Consider the following 17,845-nt stretch of genomic DNA (forward strand, 5'->3'; position numbering starts at 1 on the left):
GAGAGACCGATCCATGTCCGACGCCGTCGTTCCCCATCGCAGTGAAGACAACGCGCAAGGCCCGCGCGCCGGCTGGTTCACGCGCGCGCTCGACAGCGACGTCCTCTACTCGTTCCGCCGCTCGAAGCTGACCATGGCGGCGGCCGCGATCACCGCGCTGCTGTTCCTGCTCGCGATCTTCGCATCCTGGTTTGCGGTCCAGAACCCGTTCGATCCGGCGCAGCTCCAGCTCATCAATTCTCGGATTCCACCGCTATGGATGGCCGACGGCCAGAGTCCGTTCCTGCTCGGCACCGACGAGCAGGGCCGCGACGTCTTCTCCGCGATCCTCTACGGCATGCGCATCTCGCTCGCGGTCGGCGTGTCGGGCGTGATCTTCGCCGGCGCACTCGGCATCGCGCTTGGACTGGTCGCGGGCTATTTCGGCGGCGTGGCCGACAGCGTCATCATGCGGATTGCCGACGTGCAGCTCACCTTTCCGGCGATCCTGATCGCACTGCTGGTCAACGGCGTCGCCAAGTCGCTGCTCGGCAACCGGCTCGACGAGACGGCCACGCTCGGCGTGCTCGTGATCGCGATCGGCCTCAGTTTCTGGGTGCAATATGCCCGCACCGTGCGCGGCTCCGTGATGGTCGAGAAGAACAAGGATTATGTGGCGGCCGCGCAGCTCATCGGCCTGCCGGCACCGAAGATCATGCTGCGGCACGTGCTGCCGAACACGATGGGCCCGATCCTCGTGATCGCCACCATCAACCTCGCGCTCGCAATCATCACCGAGGCGACGCTGTCGTTCCTCGGCTCCGGCATGCCCGACACCATGCCCTCGCTCGGCACATTGATCAGAATCGGCAACAACTATCTGTTCGCGGGCGAGTGGTGGATCGTCGCCTTCCCGGGCGTTGCGCTTGCCGGCCTGATCCTCTCCATCAACCTGCTCGGCGACTGGCTGCGCGACGCACTGAATCCGAAGCTCCGATGAACAAGCCCGTTCTCTCCGTGCGCAACCTCGAGGTGGAGTTCGTCACCCGCCGCACCACACTGCGCGCCATCAACGGCGTCTCGTTCGACATCGCCAAGGGCGAGGTGCTCGGCGTCGTCGGCGAATCCGGCGCCGGCAAATCGGTGACGGGGCTCGCCGTGATCGGGTTGATCGACCCGCCCGGCCGCATCTCCGGCGGCCAGATCGAGCTGTCGGGCACGCGGATCGATCACCTTCCGCCGGAAGAGCTCCGCCGTATCAGGGGCAAGCGGATCGGCATGATCTTCCAGGATCCGCTGACCAGCCTCAATCCGCTCTACCGGATCGGCGATCAGATCGTCGAGACCATCCGCACGCACACCGACCTCAGCGAGAGCGCCGCGCGCCGGCGCGCCATCGACCTGCTCGCCGAGGTCGGCATTCCCGCTCCGGAAAAGCGCATCGACGGCTACCCTCACGAATTCTCCGGCGGTATGCGCCAGCGTGTGGTCATTGCACTCGCGATCTGCGCAGAGCCCGAGTTGATCATCGCCGACGAGCCGACCACCGCGCTCGACGTCTCGGTGCAGGCCCAGATCATCGCGCTGATCAAGCGGCTCGGCCGCGACCACGGCACCGCGGTGATGCTGGTGACCCACGACATGGGCGTGATCGCGGAGACCTGCGACCGTGTCGCGGTAATGTATTCCGGCCGGATTGCGGAAATCGGTCCGGTGCAGGACGTGGTGCGCAATCCGCTGCATCCCTACGCCAAGGGCCTGATGGGCGCGATCCCGACGCTTGCGGGCGAGGACAAGCGGCTGGTGCAGATTCCCGGTTCGATGCCGCGGCTGTCGGCGATCCCGCCGGGCTGTCCGTTCAATCCACGCTGCGCGTTCGCCTTCGACCGTTGCCGGATCGAACGGCCCGAGCCTGTCAGGCAAGGCGCGCAATCCGTCGCCTGCCATCTGTTCGAGCCGGCGAAGGACACGGCGGCATGAGCGCGACATTGATCGAGGTCAGGAATCTGCGCCGCGTCTTCGACGTCTCGAAGCCGTGGCTCAACCGCGTGCTGGAAGGCGGCCATCTCGAATTCCTCAAAGCGGTCGACGGCGTCAGCTTCGATATCAAGCGCGGCGAGACGCTGGCACTGGTCGGCGAATCCGGCTCCGGCAAAACCACGGTCGCGCGCATGGTCGTCGGCCTGCTGCCGCCGACCTCGGGCGAAGTCGTCATCGACGGCGTCTCGATGACCGATCCGCGGCAGGCCCAGGCACGCCGCCGCCTGCGCCGGCGCATCCAGATGATCTTCCAGGATCCCTATGCGAGCCTCAATCCGCGGTTCAGGGTCGATGCCATCGTCGCCGAGCCGATCCGAGCCTTCGAGCTGATCCAGGGCGAGCGCGACATCAAGGCGCGCGTCGGCGAGCTGCTGTCGCTCGTCGGGCTGCACCCCGACGACGGCCTGAAATTCCCGCATGAATTTTCCGGCGGCCAGCGTCAGCGCATTGCGATCGCCCGCGCGCTGGCCTCGGAGGCCGAATTCATCGTCTGCGACGAGCCGACCTCGGCGCTCGATGTCTCCGTGCAGGCGCAGATCCTCAATCTGATGCGCGACCTGCAGGACAAATTCGGCCTGACCTATCTCTTCATCAGTCACAACCTCGCGGTCGTCCGGCACATGGCGAGCCGGATCGGCGTGATGTATCTCGGCCGGATCGTCGAGATCAGCGAGGGCCGCACGCTGTTCGACAATCCGCGGATGCCCTACACCAAGATGCTGCTCGGCGCGGTGCCTGATCTGGCGATGTCCGGCCGCCAGCGCATCCCCGTGAAGGGTGAGATCCCCAACCCGATCGATCCGCCGCCGGGCTGCGCCTTCAACCCGCGCTGCCCCCTCGCCTTCGATCTCTGCCGGCAGAAGACGCCGGAACTGATCGACGGGGTCGCCTGCCACGCCGTCAACAATTCGGCCGCCGCTGTTCCGGCATAGTCACGCGGATGGGAGCCGCCATGTCAACCAATCGGTTGGCATCCCAGCCCGCCTGTGATCAAGTGCGCGCCACACGACGCACCCGAAAGTGAAGCCCCATGAGCAATATCAACCCCGATCCGTTCACGACGAGGCCCGAGATCGAAGGCACCTTCGGCGTCGTCACCTCGACGCACTGGATCGCCACCGCGGTCGGCATGGCCACGCTGGAGAAGGGCGGCAATGCCTTCGATGCCGGGGTCGCAACGGCGTTCACGCTGCAGGTGGTCGAGCCGCATCTGAACGGTCCTGGCGGCGATGTGCCAATCATCGTGCACGATATCAGGCGCGGCAAGACCGAGGTGATCTGCGGCCAGGGTCCGGCGCCGGCCAAGGCGACGATCGCGCATTATCGCAGCGAGGGCCTGGAGATGGTGCCCGGCACCGGCCTGCTCGCAGCCTGCGTACCCGGCACGTTCGAATCCTGGATGCTGCTGCTGCGCGACTACGGCACGTTGAAGCTGCGCGACGTGCTCGAGCCCGCAATCTCATACGCCCGCGACGGCTATCCGCTGGTCGAGCGCGCATCGGCCACCATCAAGACCGTCGAACAGTTGTTCCGGAAGCACTGGACCACGTCCGCCGACGTGTACTTGCCCGATGGCGCGGTGCCGAAGCCCGGCACCCTCTTCACCAACAAGCGGCTCGCGGAAACCTATGCGCGCATCCTCAAGGAAGCCGAAAGCGTCGGCGGCGACCGCATCGCCCAGATCGAGCGCGCCCGCCAGGCCTGGTCCAAGGGCTTCGTCGCCGAGGCGATCGACAAATTCTGCCGCACCCAGGACGTCATGGACGTCTCCGGCTCGCCGCATCGCGGCGTGCTGACTGCCGACGATATGGCGCGCTGGCAGCCGACCATCGAAGCCCCGCTGACCTATGACTACGGCCGTTACACGGTGCAGAAGGCCGGCGTCTGGAGCCAGGGCCCGGTGATGCTGCAGCAACTCGCGCTGCTGAAGGGCTTTGACCTCGACGGGCTCGATCCCGCCGGCCCCGACTTCATCCATCTGCAGATCGAATGCGCCAAGCTCGCTTATGCCGATCGCGAGACCTTCTATGGCGATCCAAAGTTCACGGACATCCCGATCGAGACGCTGTTGTCGGATTCCTACAATGACGAGCGGCGCAAGCTCATCTCGAAGGATCACGCGTCGCTCGAGTTCCGTCCCGGCTCGGTCGAGGGTTTCGGCGGCGTCGTCAAGCTGCGCCATGCCGAAGGCCATCGCGAGGCGGTCGGCGCCATGGGCGCCGGCGAGCCGACGGTCGGCCGGTTCGGCGAAGTGCGCGGCGACACCGTGCATTTCGACATCATCGACAAGGCCGGCAACATGATTTCGGCGACGCCGTCCGGCGGCTGGCTGCAGTCCTCGCCGGTGATTCCCGAACTCGGCTTCTGCCTCGGCAGCCGCGCCCAGATGTTCTGGCTGGAGGAAAACCATCCCGCCGCGCTCGCGCCGGGCAAGCGGCCGCGCACCACACTGTCGCCCAGCATGGCTCTGCGCGATGGCGAGCCGTATCTCGCCTGGGGCTCACCGGGCGGCGATCAGCAGGATCAGTGGATCACGCAGTTCTTCCTGCGCCATGTCCACGCCAGGCTCAATCTGCAGGAGGCGATCGACGCGCCGGCTTGGCACTCCGAGCACTTTCCGATCTCGTTCTGGCCGCGCACCGCGCGTCCCGGCGTGCTGGTGCTGGAGAACAGGGTTCCGAAGTCGACCATCGACGAATTGAAGCGCCGCGGCCATGTGGTGGAGATTGGTCCCGACTGGTCGGAAGGCCGGCTGACGGCGGCCTCGAAAGTCGGGGCTCGTCGCCGCGCCGCGGCCAACCCGCGCGGCATGCAGGGCTACGCCGCCGGCCGCTAAACGAGACGACCGCCACAGCATGACGATGTCGCGTCGGATTGCAGAGTCAGCTCCCAACTTCACCTCGCCCCGCTTGCGGGGAGAGGTCGGAATTCAAGCAGAGCTCGGATTCCGGGTGAGGGGGAATCTCCGCATATTCGACCTACACCGTTGTCGACGGAACGAGCCCCTCACCCCAACCCTCTCGCCGCGAGAGCGGGGAGAGGGAGATAGGGATATGAGATGACCTGGTCGATCATCGCCCGCGACAGCGCCACCGGGCAGTTCGGCATCGCCGTTGCGACGCGGTTCTTCGCATCCGGCGCGCGGGTGCCCTATGTCGCTGCCGGAATCGGCGCGATCGCGACCCAGGCGATGGTCAATCCCTACTACGGCATCGACGGCCTTACGCTGCTGCGCGAGGGGAAAAGTCCGCACGACGTCATCGCCGCGCTGGTCGCCGCCGACGCCGGCCGCAACAGCCGGCAGGTGCATATCATTGACGCCAAGGGCCGCATCGCAGCGCATTCCGGCAAGGAGTGCATCGACTGGTTCGGCAACATCGCGGGCGACGGCTTTTCGATCGCCGGCAACATGCTGACCGGGCCGGCGGTGCTGGACGAGACGGCGCGGACCTATGCCGCGCATGAGACGCTGCCGTTGCCGCAACGGCTGATCAAGGCCATGCTTGCCGGTGAAGCGGCGGGCGGCGACAAGCGCGGCAAGCAATCGGCAGCGCTGCTGATTCATGGCGCCGAGGAATGGTCCGATCTCGATTTGCGGGTCGACGATCATGCCGAGCCCCTGCGCGAGCTGGAGCGGCTGGAGGCCGTCAGCCGCGAGCGCTGGGTGCATTTCCGCCGCTTCATGCCGACGCGGGACAACCCGGCCGGCGTCACCGATCGCGCCGTGATCGAGGCCGGGATCGAAGCTGCGACAGCGAGCCGGCAATGACGGCGCGTCCGCTGATCGAGATCGACGGCCTGCGCGTCATCTTCCAGGGCGACGACGGCCGCACCACGCATGCGGTCGACCGGGTCGATCTTTCCGTCGCCAACGGCGCAACGCTCGGCCTGGTCGGTGAATCCGGCTGCGGCAAGAGTGTGACATCGCTTGCGATCATGGGGCTGCTGCCGAAGCAATCCGCGACCGTGTCGGGAGCGATCCGCTTCGACGGCTCCGACCTGCTCGACGTCCCCGATGAGACGCTGCGCCACCTGCGCGGCAATCGCCTGGCGATGATCTTCCAGGAGCCGATGACCTCACTCAATCCGAGCTTCACGATCGGCGACCAGATCATCGAGACCATCCTGCGCCACCGCGGCGGCTCGCGGCGGAAGGCGCGCGAGCGCGCCATCGAGCTGCTGCGGCGGGTCCATATCCCCTCACCCGAGAAACGCATCGACGAGTTTCCGCACAAGCTGTCCGGCGGTATGCGCCAGCGCGTGATGATCGCGATGGCGCTGGCCTGCGACCCGCAGCTCCTGATCGCCGACGAGCCGACCACCGCGCTCGACGTCACCTTGCAGGCCCAAATTCTCGACTTGATGCGCGAGCTGAAGGCCGCAAGCGGTGCTGCGATCATCCTGATCACCCACGACCTCGGCGTGGTCGCCGAGGTCTGCGACGAGGTCGCGGTGATGTATGCCGGCGAGATCGTCGAGCGCGCACCGGTGGACGAACTGTTCGCCAATCCGCAGCATCCTTACACGGTCGGCCTGCTCGGCTCGATCCCGCGGCTCGATCGCCGTACCACCCATCTCGCCACCATCGAGGGCATGGTGCCGAACATGGCGAATCCGCCCGCGGGCTGCCGCTTCGCCGCGCGGTGCCCGTTCGCCGAGGACGCCTGCACGAAATCCCCGCCGCCGCTCGCGATGCTGAACGCAACACACGCCTCGCGCTGCATCAGGGCGCCGCTGGAACGGCTGGTGTCATGAGCGCGCTGCTCGAGGTCGAGGGGCTAAAGAAGCATTTCGTCGCCGAACGCTCGGTGTTCGGCCGGCCGACCGCACATGTGAAGGCTGTCGACGGCGTCAGCTTCACGGTCGAGGCCGGCAGGACGCTGGCGCTGGTCGGCGAATCCGGTTGCGGCAAATCCACCGTCAGCCGGCTGGTGCTGCGGCTGATCGAGTCGGACGCGGGCACCGTGCGCTTCGAGGGGCGCGATCTCGGCGCGCTCAACGCCGAGCAGTTGCGCACATTCCGCCGCGACGCGCAGCTCATCTTCCAGGACCCTTACGCCTCGCTCAATCCGCGGATGACGGTGGCCCAGATCCTGACCGAGCCGCTGGCGTTGCACAATCTGGTGCCGCCGGCGCGCCGCCGCGAGCGGGTGGACGAGCTGTTGCGCCTGGTCGGCCTCGAACCGCGCTTCGCCCGCCGCTATCCGCACGAATTCTCCGGCGGCCAGCGCCAGCGCATCGCGATCGCGCGGGCCCTTGCGGTCGAGCCAAAGCTGATCATCTGCGACGAGCCGGTGTCGGCGCTCGACGTCTCGATCCGCTCGCAGATCTTGAATCTTTTGCGCGATTTGCAGGATCGCCTGAAGCTCGCCTACATCTTCGTCTCGCACGATCTGGCGGTCGTGAAGCACATTGCCGACCGCGTCGCGGTGATGAATCTCGGCACCATCGTCGAGACGGCGGACGCGCAAGCACTGTTCGCCGCGCCGCGCCATCCCTATAGCCGGGCGCTGTTGTCGGCGATCCCGGTGCCGAAACCGCGCGCCAAGCGCAGCCGCATCGTGCTGGAGGGCGAGCTGCCGAGCGCGCTCCATCCACCGCAAGGCTGCCGCTTCCACACCCGCTGTCCTTACGTGATCGCACGCTGCCGCAGCGAGGTGCCACAATTGCTGGCGGATAGCACAGGCCATGCCACGGCCTGTCACCGCACAGCGGAGCTGCCGCCGCCGGAGAGCATCGTACCCTCCGACGGTGCGTTCTCGCCGGTGCTGGAGAAATTGGTCGCCGCCTTCGGCGCCACGACGGAAGGGACCGGACGCGCCGGGGTTGGTCAGGTCAGGACGGCGCCACAGGCATAACGATGGGAGCTGGATGATGAGGACGCTTCGTTTGGCGGCAACTGCCGCGACCCTGCTGCTGTCGCTGGTGGCCGGCGCCCAGGCGCAGACCACGCTGCGAATCGGGCTTGCCGAGGATCCCGACGTCCTCGATCCGACCATGGCGCGTACCTATGTCGGACGCATCGTGTTTGCCGCGCTGTGCGACAAGCTGTTCGATATCGACGAGAAGCTGAACATCGTGCCGCAGCTTGCGCTGTCGCACGAGACCTCCACCGACGGCAAGGAGGTCACGATCAAGCTGCGGCCCGGCGTCAAATTCCAGGACGGCGAGCCGCTCGACGCGGAGGCCGCCAAATTCTCGCTGGAGCGGCACCTGACGTTCCCCGGCTCGTTCCGCAAGCCCGAGCTCGCCAGCGTCGACCATATCGACGTCGTCGATCCTCTCACCATCAAGCTGGTGCTGAAAGCGCCGTTCTCGCCGCTGATCGCACAGCTCACCGACCGCGCCGGCATGATGGTGTCGCCCAAGGCCGCCAAGGCCGAAGGCGACAAGTTCGGCCTGCACCCGGTCTGCGCCGGCCCCTACAAGTTCGTCGAACGCGTGCAGCAGGACCGCATCGTGCTGGAGAAGTTCGCCGACTATTGGAACAAGGACAACGTCTTCATCGACCGCATCGTCTATCTGCCGATCGTTGATCCCACCGTACGGCTCGCCAACCTGAAATCCGGCGGGCTCGACCTGATCGAGCGCGTGCTCGCGACCGACCTGAAGGACGTGCGTGCGGACTCCCGCCTGAAAGTGTCGAGCGCGATCGAGCTCGGCTATCAGGGCATCACGCTCAACATCGGCAAGGACAAGGCCAAGGGCCCCTTGAGCCAGTCCGCCAAGGTGCGGCAGGCGCTCGACCTCTCGATCGATCGCGACGCCATCAACCAGGTGGTGTTCAATGGCGAGTTCAAGCCCGGAAACCAGTGGGTCAGCCCGGAGCATCCCTACTACCAGAAGGACTTTCCGATCCGCGCGCGCGACGTCGAGAAGGCGAAGGCGCTGCTCAAGGAGGCCGGCGTCACACCGCCCGTGACGGTCGACTTCATGGTGCCGAAGGGGCCGGAAACCGAAGGCAGCGCGCAGGTCATTCAGTCGATGGCGGCGGAAGCCGGCTTCGACATGAAGATCAGGGTGACCGAGTTTGCAACCTCGCTGAAGCAGGCGGAGGCCGGCGAATACCAGGCCTATATGCTGGCCTGGAGCGGCCGGATCGATCCGGACGGCAACTCCTATGTCTTCCTGCACTCCAACGCGCCGCAGAACTACAGCGCCTGGAGCAATCCCGAGGCCGACAAGGCGCTCGACGATGCCCGTCTCACCACCGACATGGCGCAGCGCAAGGCGACCTACGCCAAGCTGACCAAGCTCGAACTCGACGATGAGCCCCTTCTCTACATCTATCACCGTCGCATCATCATCGCGCACACCACAAAACTCGAAGGCTACAAGCAGATGCCCGACGGACTGGTGCGCGTGGTCGGGCTGAAACTGAAATGAGAACCGCTGCGACCGGCACTCTCTCCACTGCCTCCCCCCTTGTGGGGAAGGGCTGGGGTGGGGGGTGCCACGAAATCCCGTTGGGTTATTCCCCTCCCTATCCCTCACCCACAAGGCAGGGCTATCGCATATGCCGCCTTGGGCGGCACGTACTCGGCCTCGTGGTTCGAGACGCGCCGCAAGCGGCGCTCCTCACCATGAGGATCTATTATTGTGCCGCAAAACAAGACCTCATCCTGAGGAACCCGCCAAAGGCGGGCGTCTCGAAGGATGGCCGCAGGGCGCTTTTCTCCCAAATGCGATTGCCCTCCCCCACAAGGGTGGAGGGGACGGAAATAGCTGAGCGTGTCGTCACGTCCGACGTTTCTTCGTGCAGGAATGGACGATCGCCATGCTGAACTTTCTCGCCAGGCGGCTGCTCCAGATCGTCCCGACGCTGTTCTTCGTCTCGGTCCTGATCTTCTCGCTGCAACATTTGCTGCCGGGCGATCCGGCTCTGGTGATGGCAGGCGAGGAGCGCGATCCGGCCGTGATCGCGCAGATCCGCGCGCAGTATCACCTCGATCAGCCGATCCCGGTGCAATACGCGTACTGGGTCAAGGGCGTGCTGTCGGGCGATTTCGGCGAATCGCTGCGCAACAAGATGCCGGTGTTGAGCCTGATCGCGCAGAAGCTGCCGGTGACGCTGCAGCTCGCCGGGATGGCGATCGTGATCGCCTTCCTGATTGGGATTCCCGCCGGCATCATCTCGGCGGTGAAGAAGGGCAGTGCCTGGGATTATGGCGCCAATCTGTTCGCGCTGTGGGGCATCTCGACGCCGAATTTCTGGCTCGGCATCATGTTGATCTTCCTGTTCTCGATCGAACTGGGCTGGCTGCCGGCCTCCGGCTACGTGCCGCTGACCGAGGACTGGCGCGCGAGCATCGCCGCGACCATCATGCCGGCCTTCGTGCTCGGCAACGCAATCGCGGCGATCCTGATGCGCCACACCAGAAGCGCCATGCTGCAGGTGCTGGAGAGCGACTACGTCCGCACCGCGCGCGCCAAGGGACTTTCCGAGCGCTCGGTGATCCTCAAGCACGCGATGCGCAACGCGCTGACGCCGATCATCACGCTCGGCGCGCTCGAGCTCGGCACGCTGTTGTCTGGCGCCGTCCTCACCGAGGAGATCTTCTCGATCCCCGGATTCGGCAAGCTGATCGTCGATGCCGTGTTCAACCGCGATTATGCCGTGGTGCAGGGCGTGGTGCTGACCACGGCGACGATCTACATCACGCTCAATTTGATTGCCGACATCGCCTACATCCTCGTCAACCCGCGGCTGAGGAGCTGATCCGATGGCCGATGCCACGCTCGGGACATCAGCCGCACTCGCCGCCTCCGAGACGCTGGAGAGCCCGGCGCGGCGCGCCTGGCGGCGGCTCGTCAGGCGCAAGGGCGCGGTGCTCGGACTTGCGGTGATCGCCCTCTTCGTTCTGCTCGCGATCTTCGCGCCGCTGATCGTGCCCTACGATCCGATCGCCACGAGCTGGTCGCTGGTGCGCAAAGCACCCTCGGCGCAGCACTGGTTCGGCACCGACGAGCTCGGCCGCGATGTGCTGGCCCGCGTCGTGTTTGGCGCCCGCGCCTCGCTGCTTGCGGGCGTGATCTCGGTCGGCATTGCGCTGGTGATCGGCGTTCCGCTCGGGCTCCTCGCCGGCTACCGTGGTGGCTTCATCGACGCGCTGATCAGCCGCATCACCGATGCGATGCTGGCTTGCCCGTTCCTGATCCTGGCGATCGCACTTGCGGCCTTCTTGGGGCCGAGCCTCGGCAATGCGATGATCGCGATCGGCGTCTCGGCGACGCCGATCTTCATCCGCCTGACCCGCGGCCAGGTGATGAGCGTCAAGGTCGAGGATTACGTCGAGGCAGCGCGCGCGATGGGCAATCCGCGCTGGCGCATCGCGCTGGTCCACATCCTGCCGAACATCCTGCCGGCTCTGCTGGTGCAGGCGACGCTGTCGATCGCGGCCGCGATCATCGCCGAGGCCGCGCTGTCCTTCCTCGGCCTCGGCCAGCAGCCGCCGGCACCGTCCTGGGGCAGCATGCTCAACGCCGCGCAGCGGTTCCTCACCAGCGCGCCGTGGATGGCGATCTGGCCCGGGCTTGCGATCTTCCTCGTGGTGCTGTCGTTCAACCTGGTCGGCGACGGCCTGCGCGACGCGCTGGATCCGAAGGCGCGGTAAGCTGACCGTCATGCTGAGGAGGCCGCGAAGCGGCCGTCTCGAAGCACGACGGCCCGGCTGTGGCCGAGCATCCTTCGAGACGCGCTACGCGCTCCTCAGGATGACGGATCTGGCAGGACTCTCGACCTAAATCACCACCTCGCGCAGCACTCTGCGGCAATCCATCTCGTATTCGAGATCGACCACCGGCGGGCGGCAGAAGTGCCAGGTCAGGCCCGAGCGCGTGGCACCGCGGCGAACCAGTTCGTCGACGATCACGGGATGCACGTCGTGCACGGTGTAGGCCTGCACGGCTGTCGTATCCGCCCAGGTGAAACCGAACTCGGCAAGCCGCCGCTCCATCTCGCCGGTGGTGAAGCGGACCTTCTCCCGCCACGCCTCCGGGCTGAGGTCGCGATAGCGCACGGTGCGCTCCGGATAGCTGCCGGGACCGTCACGCGCCTCGGCTCCGCCCGCGATCACGAAGGACTGGGACGCGCTTGCGCCCGGCCGGGTGAAGGAGAACGCATAGAACGACGGCTCCGCCGGAGGATCGATCTCGGGGCAGACGTTGCTGCGCGCCACCGGGTTGGTGCTGCCGCCGTCGTACAAGCCCCAGTCCGCGAGTGTCTTGACGTAATGCTGGTTGAAGGCGCGGAAGCCGTCTTCGGTGAAGGCCGCCGGCGAGCGCAATTCACACGCGCAGAACGACGTCAGCGGCCGGCCGGCCGCCTGGATGTAGGCCGCGATCCGCGCAAACCCCTCCGCAAGCGGCACCAGGCGGTCGAAGCGCACCCGCTCGATCTCATAGCCGGGACTTGCCTGCGCACCGCTCGAATATTGGAAGACGGCGGGGATGAACCGGTAATTCCCGGCCGCGAAGTCGCTCACCATGTCTGTTTCCTCCAGATCTTGTCCGGCGAGCTTACAGCATTCGCGCGAGCCGGCTACCGGCGCGAGATGCCGCGGGACAAAGAAAAGGCGGCAGTGGCTTTCGCCAGTGCCGCCTTTCCTGCGAGCATGAGCTTGGAGGGCTCAGGTCGGTTTCAGTGCGCCGCGGCCCTCGAGATCGAAATCGGCGATCTGCTTGGCGCGTTCGGAGTTCGCCTTGGACTGGTGGTCGGTCGCGATCGTCATGTAGACGGCCGGCAGCACGAACAGCGTGAACAGCGTGCCGATCGTCATGCCGGCGACCACCACGAGCCCGATCGAGAAGCGGCTGGCGGCGCCGGCGCCCGAGGCGGTGAGCAGCGGCAGCAGGCCGGTGACCATGGCCGCCGTCGTCATCAGGATCGGACGCAGGCGGATGCGGGCCGCCATCTCGATCGCCGAGCGGCGATCCAGTCCCTCGTTGAGCTGCAGCTCGTTGGCGAACTCCACCATCAGGATGCCGTGCTTGGTGATCAGCCCGACCAGCGTCAGCAGGCCCACCTGGGTATAGATGTTCATGGTCGCGACACCGAAGAACAGCGGGATCAGGGCGCCGACGATCGCCATCGGCACGCTGATCATGATCACGAACGGGTCGCGCAGGCTCTCGAACTGCGCCGCCAACACCAGGAAGATGATGATGATCGCGAACGCAAATGTCACCAAGAGCTGATTGCCTTCGTGGACGTACTGCCGGGAGTCGGCCAGGAAGTCATAACTGAAGCCGGACGGCAGCTTCTTGGCTTCGCCCTGCAGGAACTCCACCGCCTGCCCCATCGAGACGCCGGGCATCGGCACGGCCTGGAAGGTCGCCGAGTTGAGCTGGTTGTAGTGGGTAAGCGCATTCGGATCGACGCCGGTCTCGACCGAGACGACGGTCGACAGCCGCACCAGAGTCCCGGTCGCAGTCGGGACGTAGTAATCGTCGAACGCCCCCGGCGCCAGGCGGCTGACGCGCGGCACCTGCGGAATCACCTGGTAGGAACGCCCTTCCAGGTTGAAGCGGTTGACGTAGTTGCCACCGAGCAACGTCGCCAATGCATTGCCGATCGACTGCATGGTGATGCCAAGGTCGCTCGCCTTGGTGCGGTCGACCTTTACGCGGACCACCGGCTGGTTGAAGTCGAGGTCGCTGTCGGTGACGATGAACAGGCCGCTCTTGCGCGCGGCTTCCTTCAGCTTGTTCATCTGCTCGAACACCTGCTGGAAGCCGGACGTCGAGCTGATCACCATCTGGACCGGCAGGCCGCCCGGACCGCCGGGCAACGGCGGCAGGCTGAACGCGAATGCGCTGACGCCCTCGATCTTCGACAGCTCGTTCTGCACCAGCGGCTGAAGCGTCTGCGCGGAGCGCTTGCGCTCATCCCACGGCTTCAGCAGCATGCCGGCGAAGCCGCCCTGCGGACCGGTGATGCCGTTCAGCACGAACCGCAGGTCGGTCTCGGGAAACTTCTTGAACTCCTTGTCGATCTTGTCGCCGTAGTAATCGATGTAGTCGATGTTGGCGTATTTCGGTGCCTTGGTCACCGCGAACACGATGCCCTGGTCTTCCTGCGGTGCCAGCTCCTTCTGCGTATGCATATAGAGGAAGCCGACCAGGCCGAGGATGGTCACCGCGAACAAGCCGGTGATCGGGCGATAGTCGAGCGAGCGGTCGAGCTGGCGGCCGTACCAGCGCGTCACCGCGCCGAACACGCGGTTGACGAGCCTGGCGAAGCGCCCTTCGTCGGCACTCTTGAGAAACACCGAGCACATCATCGGCGACAGCGTCAGGGCGATCACGCCCGACACGATGACCGAGCCGGCCAGCGTGAAGGCGAATTCGCGGAACAGCGCACCGGTGACGCCGCCGAGGAAGCCGATCGGCGCGTACACCGCCGCCAGCGTGATCGTCATGGAGATGACGGGGCCCACGATCTCGCGCGCGCCCTTCAGCGACGCCTGGACCGGTGGCAGGCCTTCCTCGAGATGGCGATGGATGTTCTCCACCACCACGATGGCGTCGTCGACCACGAGGCCGATTGCCAGCACCATCGCCAGCAGCGTCAGCAGGTTGAAGCTGAAGCCCGCCGCCAGCATCAGGATGCAGACGCCGACCAGCGACAGCGGAATCGTCACGACCGGGATGATCACCGAGCGGATCGACGCCAGGAACAGGAAGATGACGACGACGACGATCATAACCGCTTCGCCGAGCGTCTTCTGCACCTCGTCGATCGACGACTGGATGAACTTGGTGGAGTCATAGGCCACCTTCATCTTCATCGACGGCGGCAGGTTGCGCTCGAGCTCGGGGAACAGCGCGCGCACGCCCTTGACCAGGGTCAGCGGGTTGCCCTGCGGCGTCGCCTTGATGCCGATGAAGATCGCATGCTCGCCGTTGAAGGCGACGCTGGCATCCGTGCTCTGGGCCGCGAGCTCCACCGTCGCGATGTCCTCGATGCGCACGAAGCCGCCGTCCTTCGACTTCACGATCATCCGCTTGAACTGATCGATGCTCTGAAGGTCGGTATTGGCCGAGACGTTGGAGACGATGAAGAAGCCCTTGGTCTGGCCGGCGGCCGCCTGGAAGTTGTTGGCGGCGATCGCGGCAGCGACGTCGTTCGGCGACACGCCGCGGCCGGCCATCCGGATCGGATCAAGCCAGACGCGCATTGCGAAGGTCTGGCCGCCGAGAATGTCAGCGGATGCGACGCCGTCGACCGTCGACAGCACGGGCTGCACGACGCGCGTCAGATAGTCCGAGATCGCCGATCCCGTCAGCTCCTCGCTGGAGAAGCCGAGATACATCACCGCGATGGTATCACCGGTCGCCTTGGTCACGACCGGGTCGAACGCTTCCTTCGGGATCAGGTATTTGACCGAGTTGACCTTGGCGAGCACCTCGGTCAGCGCCTGGTTCGGATCGTGATTGAGCTTGATGTAGACCTGGATCGTCGAGGTGCCGAGCACCGAGTTCGACGTCATGTAGTCGACGCCCTCGGCCGAGGCGACCGCCTGCTCGATCGGCGTGGTGATGAAGCCGTTGATCAGCTCCGGCGAGGCGCCAGGATAGGAGGTGGTGATCGTCACCACGGTGTTCGACAGGTTCGGATATTGCCGGATCGGCAGCACCATTGCAGCGCGCAGGCCGATCAGCAGGATCAGCATGCTGACGACGATCGACAGCACCGGCCGCTTGATGAAAATGTCAGTGAAGGCCATTGCCAACCCTATTCGTGTTCTCTGCCGATTGCGGCGACATGTGGCGGAGGGCCCGATGGCCCTCCGTATTCAGGTGATCCGACCAAAACGCGATGAGCTCAGATTTGAATCGTCATCGCGCTTTAGCTTCTTGTTTGAGCATGATCTTTTCGGAAAACCGCTTCGCACTTTTCCGGATCATGCTTTAGTAGCGCGGCGGCTGGGCCGGAATCGGCGGCGGCGGATCTGTCGAAATCGCGACCGGCATCCCCGACTGCAGCTTGATCTGGCCGACGGCGACGACACGGTCGCCGGGCTTCAGGCCCTTGAGGATTTCGACACGGCCCTCGACGCGGTTGCCCGTCTTCACGAAGGTGCGATCCGCTGTCAACGTGGTCTTGCCGTCATCGCCCTTCTTCTCGTTGATCAGGAACACCGAGTCTCCGTACAGCGTGTAATCGACCGCCGTTTCGGGAACGGTGACGACCGCCGGCTTCTCGGGCAGCACGATCGTCGTGGTCGCGAACATGCCGGGCTTGAGGATGCGGTCCGGATTCTGGATCGTCGCCTGAACGCGGATGTTGCGGGTGTCGGTTGCGATCTGCGGCTCGATCGTTGTGATCTTGCCGTCGAAGGTCCGGCCCGGATAGGCGTCGACCGAAACCCGCACGATCTGGCCGACCTTGATCTGCGAGCTCTGCTTCTCTGTGACGGTCAGGTTCGCGTAGAGCACTGACAGATCGGTCAGCGACACGATCTGCGTCCCCGCCGTCAGGTACTGGCCGACTTCGACCTGGCGAACACCGAGGTCACCCTCGAACGGAGCACGCACCAGCTTCTGCGAGATGATCGCCTCGGTCCTGGCAATGCCCGCCTTGGCCTGGTCGAATGTCGCCTGCGCCTGATCGACGGTGGACTGCGGCCCGAATTGGCGTGCCGCAAGCTGCTTGGCGCGGTCGAGCTGAAGCTCCGCCACGGTCGCCTGCGCCTTGTAGTTGGCGAGGTCACCCTGTTCAGGTCCATCGAACAACTGCACGAGCGGCGTACCCGCCTTCACATGGCTGCCGGCCGTGAACAGGATGTCGGTAATGCGGCCCGACACATCGCTGGTGACGTTGACCTGATGCACCGCGACGAGATCGCCGACCGCGGTCAGAAGGTTCGGAATCACCTCGGACTTGGCCTCGACCGCCGAGACGTTCGATGGCGGCGGCTTGTTGTTGGCGAAGAACTGCGCGATCATGTGGCTGCGGAAGGCATTGAAGCCGACCAGGGCGCCGACCAGCACGGCCAGCAGCACGCCCACAATGATGAACCAGCGCACCATGCGGACAGGGCGCTTGGCGGTCTTTTCCTTGATCGGTTGCCCCGAGATATGGCTTTCGGTCTGAATATTCATGTCATGCACTTTCTGCAGTTACCGACTGTCCCGCACTCGGTGACGGCTGGCGGCCCAAATGTGTAGCAATTGCGGCTTCGGTAAGTCCGATACCGCGAAGGATGAACTGGCAAAGCTGCCGCTCGGCGGCGGCCGCGTCGCCATGGGAGAGACATGGTGTCGCAGGGAGCTGCGTCAGCGCTCCCATCAGCACGGTATGATGGGCGAACCAGAACAGGTTGAGCGGCTCGTCGCCGAGCCGCGTCGCCTCGCCCGCGGCAATCGCGCGCTCGATCGAAGCGGCAAAGGTCGGTCCGATCAGCTTGCCGACTTTGTCATAAAGCAGGCGCGCGAACTCGCCATCGTCGAGATGGCTCGTCACCATCAGCCGCAGGCGCTGCGCCTCTTCCTGGTCCGGCGCTTTGCGAAGCTGCATGAAGTGGCCGACCATGCCCTCGACCAGCTCGACCAGCGTCGCGGTCGACGGCTCCTGCCCCAGCAGATGCGCAAGGTCCGGGTCTGCCTCGCACTCCTCGGTCAGGATTTCGGCGTACAGCGCCGCCTTCGAGGGAAAGTGCTTGAATAATAGCCCTTCCGAAATGGCAGCGGCGGCCGCCACGCTCTTTGTCGTGGTGCCGGCAAAGCCGTTGCGGGCAAAACACCGCTTCGCGGCGCTCAGTATCAACTGACGCCGCAGATCACTTGTCATGCGTAAGGTAGACATTTGGGGTCGTGAGTAATC

At 65.4% G+C, this 17,845-nt stretch carries 14 protein-coding genes; 10 read left to right on the plus strand and 4 right to left on the minus strand.

Annotated elements, in window-relative coordinates; translation table 11 throughout:
- Positions 1-13: 13 nt before the first annotated feature.
- From P6U25_RS25650 to P6U25_RS25695, 10 genes are all read left to right on the plus strand, one after another.
- Positions 14-979 (plus strand): ABC transporter permease, encoded by a 966-nt coding sequence (locus P6U25_RS25650; protein WP_407147551.1) that lies wholly within the window; start codon positions 14-16, stop codon positions 977-979.
- The gene (locus P6U25_RS25655; RefSeq protein WP_407147552.1) at positions 976-1,959 is read left to right on the plus strand and encodes an ABC transporter ATP-binding protein; all 984 of its coding nucleotides are present in this window, start codon (positions 976-978) and stop codon (positions 1,957-1,959) included. Before P6U25_RS25650 ends, P6U25_RS25655 begins: the two co-directional genes overlap by 4 nt.
- Positions 1,956-2,951, plus strand: a complete 996-nt coding sequence (locus P6U25_RS25660) for an ABC transporter ATP-binding protein (RefSeq protein ID WP_407147553.1) — start codon at positions 1,956-1,958, stop codon at positions 2,949-2,951. The genes P6U25_RS25655 and P6U25_RS25660 overlap by 4 nt, the downstream gene beginning before the upstream one ends.
- Before the next feature lie 98 nt (positions 2,952-3,049).
- The gene (locus P6U25_RS25665; protein ID WP_407147554.1) at positions 3,050-4,855 is read left to right on the plus strand and encodes a gamma-glutamyltransferase family protein; all 1,806 of its coding nucleotides are present in this window, start codon (positions 3,050-3,052) and stop codon (positions 4,853-4,855) included.
- A gap of 222 nt (positions 4,856-5,077) precedes the next feature.
- Positions 5,078-5,788: a DUF1028 domain-containing protein gene (locus P6U25_RS25670; RefSeq protein ID WP_407147555.1), complete on the plus strand. Its 711-nt coding sequence runs from the start codon at positions 5,078-5,080 to the stop codon at positions 5,786-5,788.
- Positions 5,785-6,774 carry an ABC transporter ATP-binding protein gene (locus P6U25_RS25675; protein WP_407147556.1) on the plus strand — a complete coding sequence of 330 codons (990 nt, stop codon included), beginning with the start codon at positions 5,785-5,787 and terminating at the stop codon, positions 6,772-6,774. The genes P6U25_RS25670 and P6U25_RS25675 overlap by 4 nt, the downstream gene beginning before the upstream one ends.
- A complete protein-coding gene (locus tag P6U25_RS25680; RefSeq protein WP_407147557.1) occupies positions 6,771-7,877 on the plus strand; it encodes an ABC transporter ATP-binding protein in 1,107 nt (368 codons plus the stop codon). Before P6U25_RS25675 ends, P6U25_RS25680 begins: the two co-directional genes overlap by 4 nt.
- A gap of 16 nt (positions 7,878-7,893) precedes the next feature.
- Positions 7,894-9,405 (plus strand): ABC transporter substrate-binding protein, encoded by a 1,512-nt coding sequence (locus tag P6U25_RS25685; protein WP_407147558.1) that lies wholly within the window; start codon positions 7,894-7,896, stop codon positions 9,403-9,405.
- A gap of 391 nt (positions 9,406-9,796) precedes the next feature.
- Positions 9,797-10,738, plus strand: coding sequence for an ABC transporter permease (locus P6U25_RS25690; protein ID WP_407147559.1), 942 nt, complete (start codon positions 9,797-9,799; stop codon positions 10,736-10,738).
- A 4-nt stretch (positions 10,739-10,742) separates the two neighbouring features.
- On the plus strand, positions 10,743-11,633 hold the full coding sequence (locus P6U25_RS25695; protein WP_407147560.1) for an ABC transporter permease: 891 nt from the start codon (positions 10,743-10,745) through the stop codon (positions 11,631-11,633).
- A gap of 126 nt (positions 11,634-11,759) precedes the next feature.
- Here the strand turns inward: P6U25_RS25695 and P6U25_RS25700 are convergent, their stop codons facing one another.
- The 4 genes from P6U25_RS25700 to P6U25_RS25715 form a co-directional block, all read right to left on the minus strand.
- Positions 11,760-12,506, minus strand: a complete 747-nt coding sequence (locus P6U25_RS25700; protein WP_407147561.1) for a hypothetical protein — start codon at positions 12,504-12,506, stop codon at positions 11,760-11,762.
- 141 nt (positions 12,507-12,647) lie between these two features.
- Positions 12,648-15,746 carry a multidrug efflux RND transporter permease subunit gene (locus P6U25_RS25705; RefSeq protein ID WP_407147562.1) on the minus strand — a complete coding sequence of 1,033 codons (3,099 nt, stop codon included), beginning with the start codon at positions 15,744-15,746 and terminating at the stop codon, positions 12,648-12,650.
- 184 nt (positions 15,747-15,930) lie between these two features.
- On the minus strand, positions 15,931-17,124 hold the full coding sequence (locus tag P6U25_RS25710) for an efflux RND transporter periplasmic adaptor subunit (protein WP_407147563.1): 1,194 nt from the start codon (positions 17,122-17,124) through the stop codon (positions 15,931-15,933).
- Between the two features lies 1 nt (position 17,125).
- A complete protein-coding gene (locus P6U25_RS25715; protein WP_407147564.1) occupies positions 17,126-17,827 on the minus strand; it encodes a TetR/AcrR family transcriptional regulator in 702 nt (233 codons plus the stop codon).
- Positions 17,828-17,845: the final 18 nt, after the last annotated feature.

The sequence above is a fragment of the Bradyrhizobium sp. ORS 86 genome (genome assembly GCF_045571475.1).
In the GTDB taxonomy this organism is placed as follows: domain Bacteria; phylum Pseudomonadota; class Alphaproteobacteria; order Rhizobiales; family Xanthobacteraceae; genus Bradyrhizobium.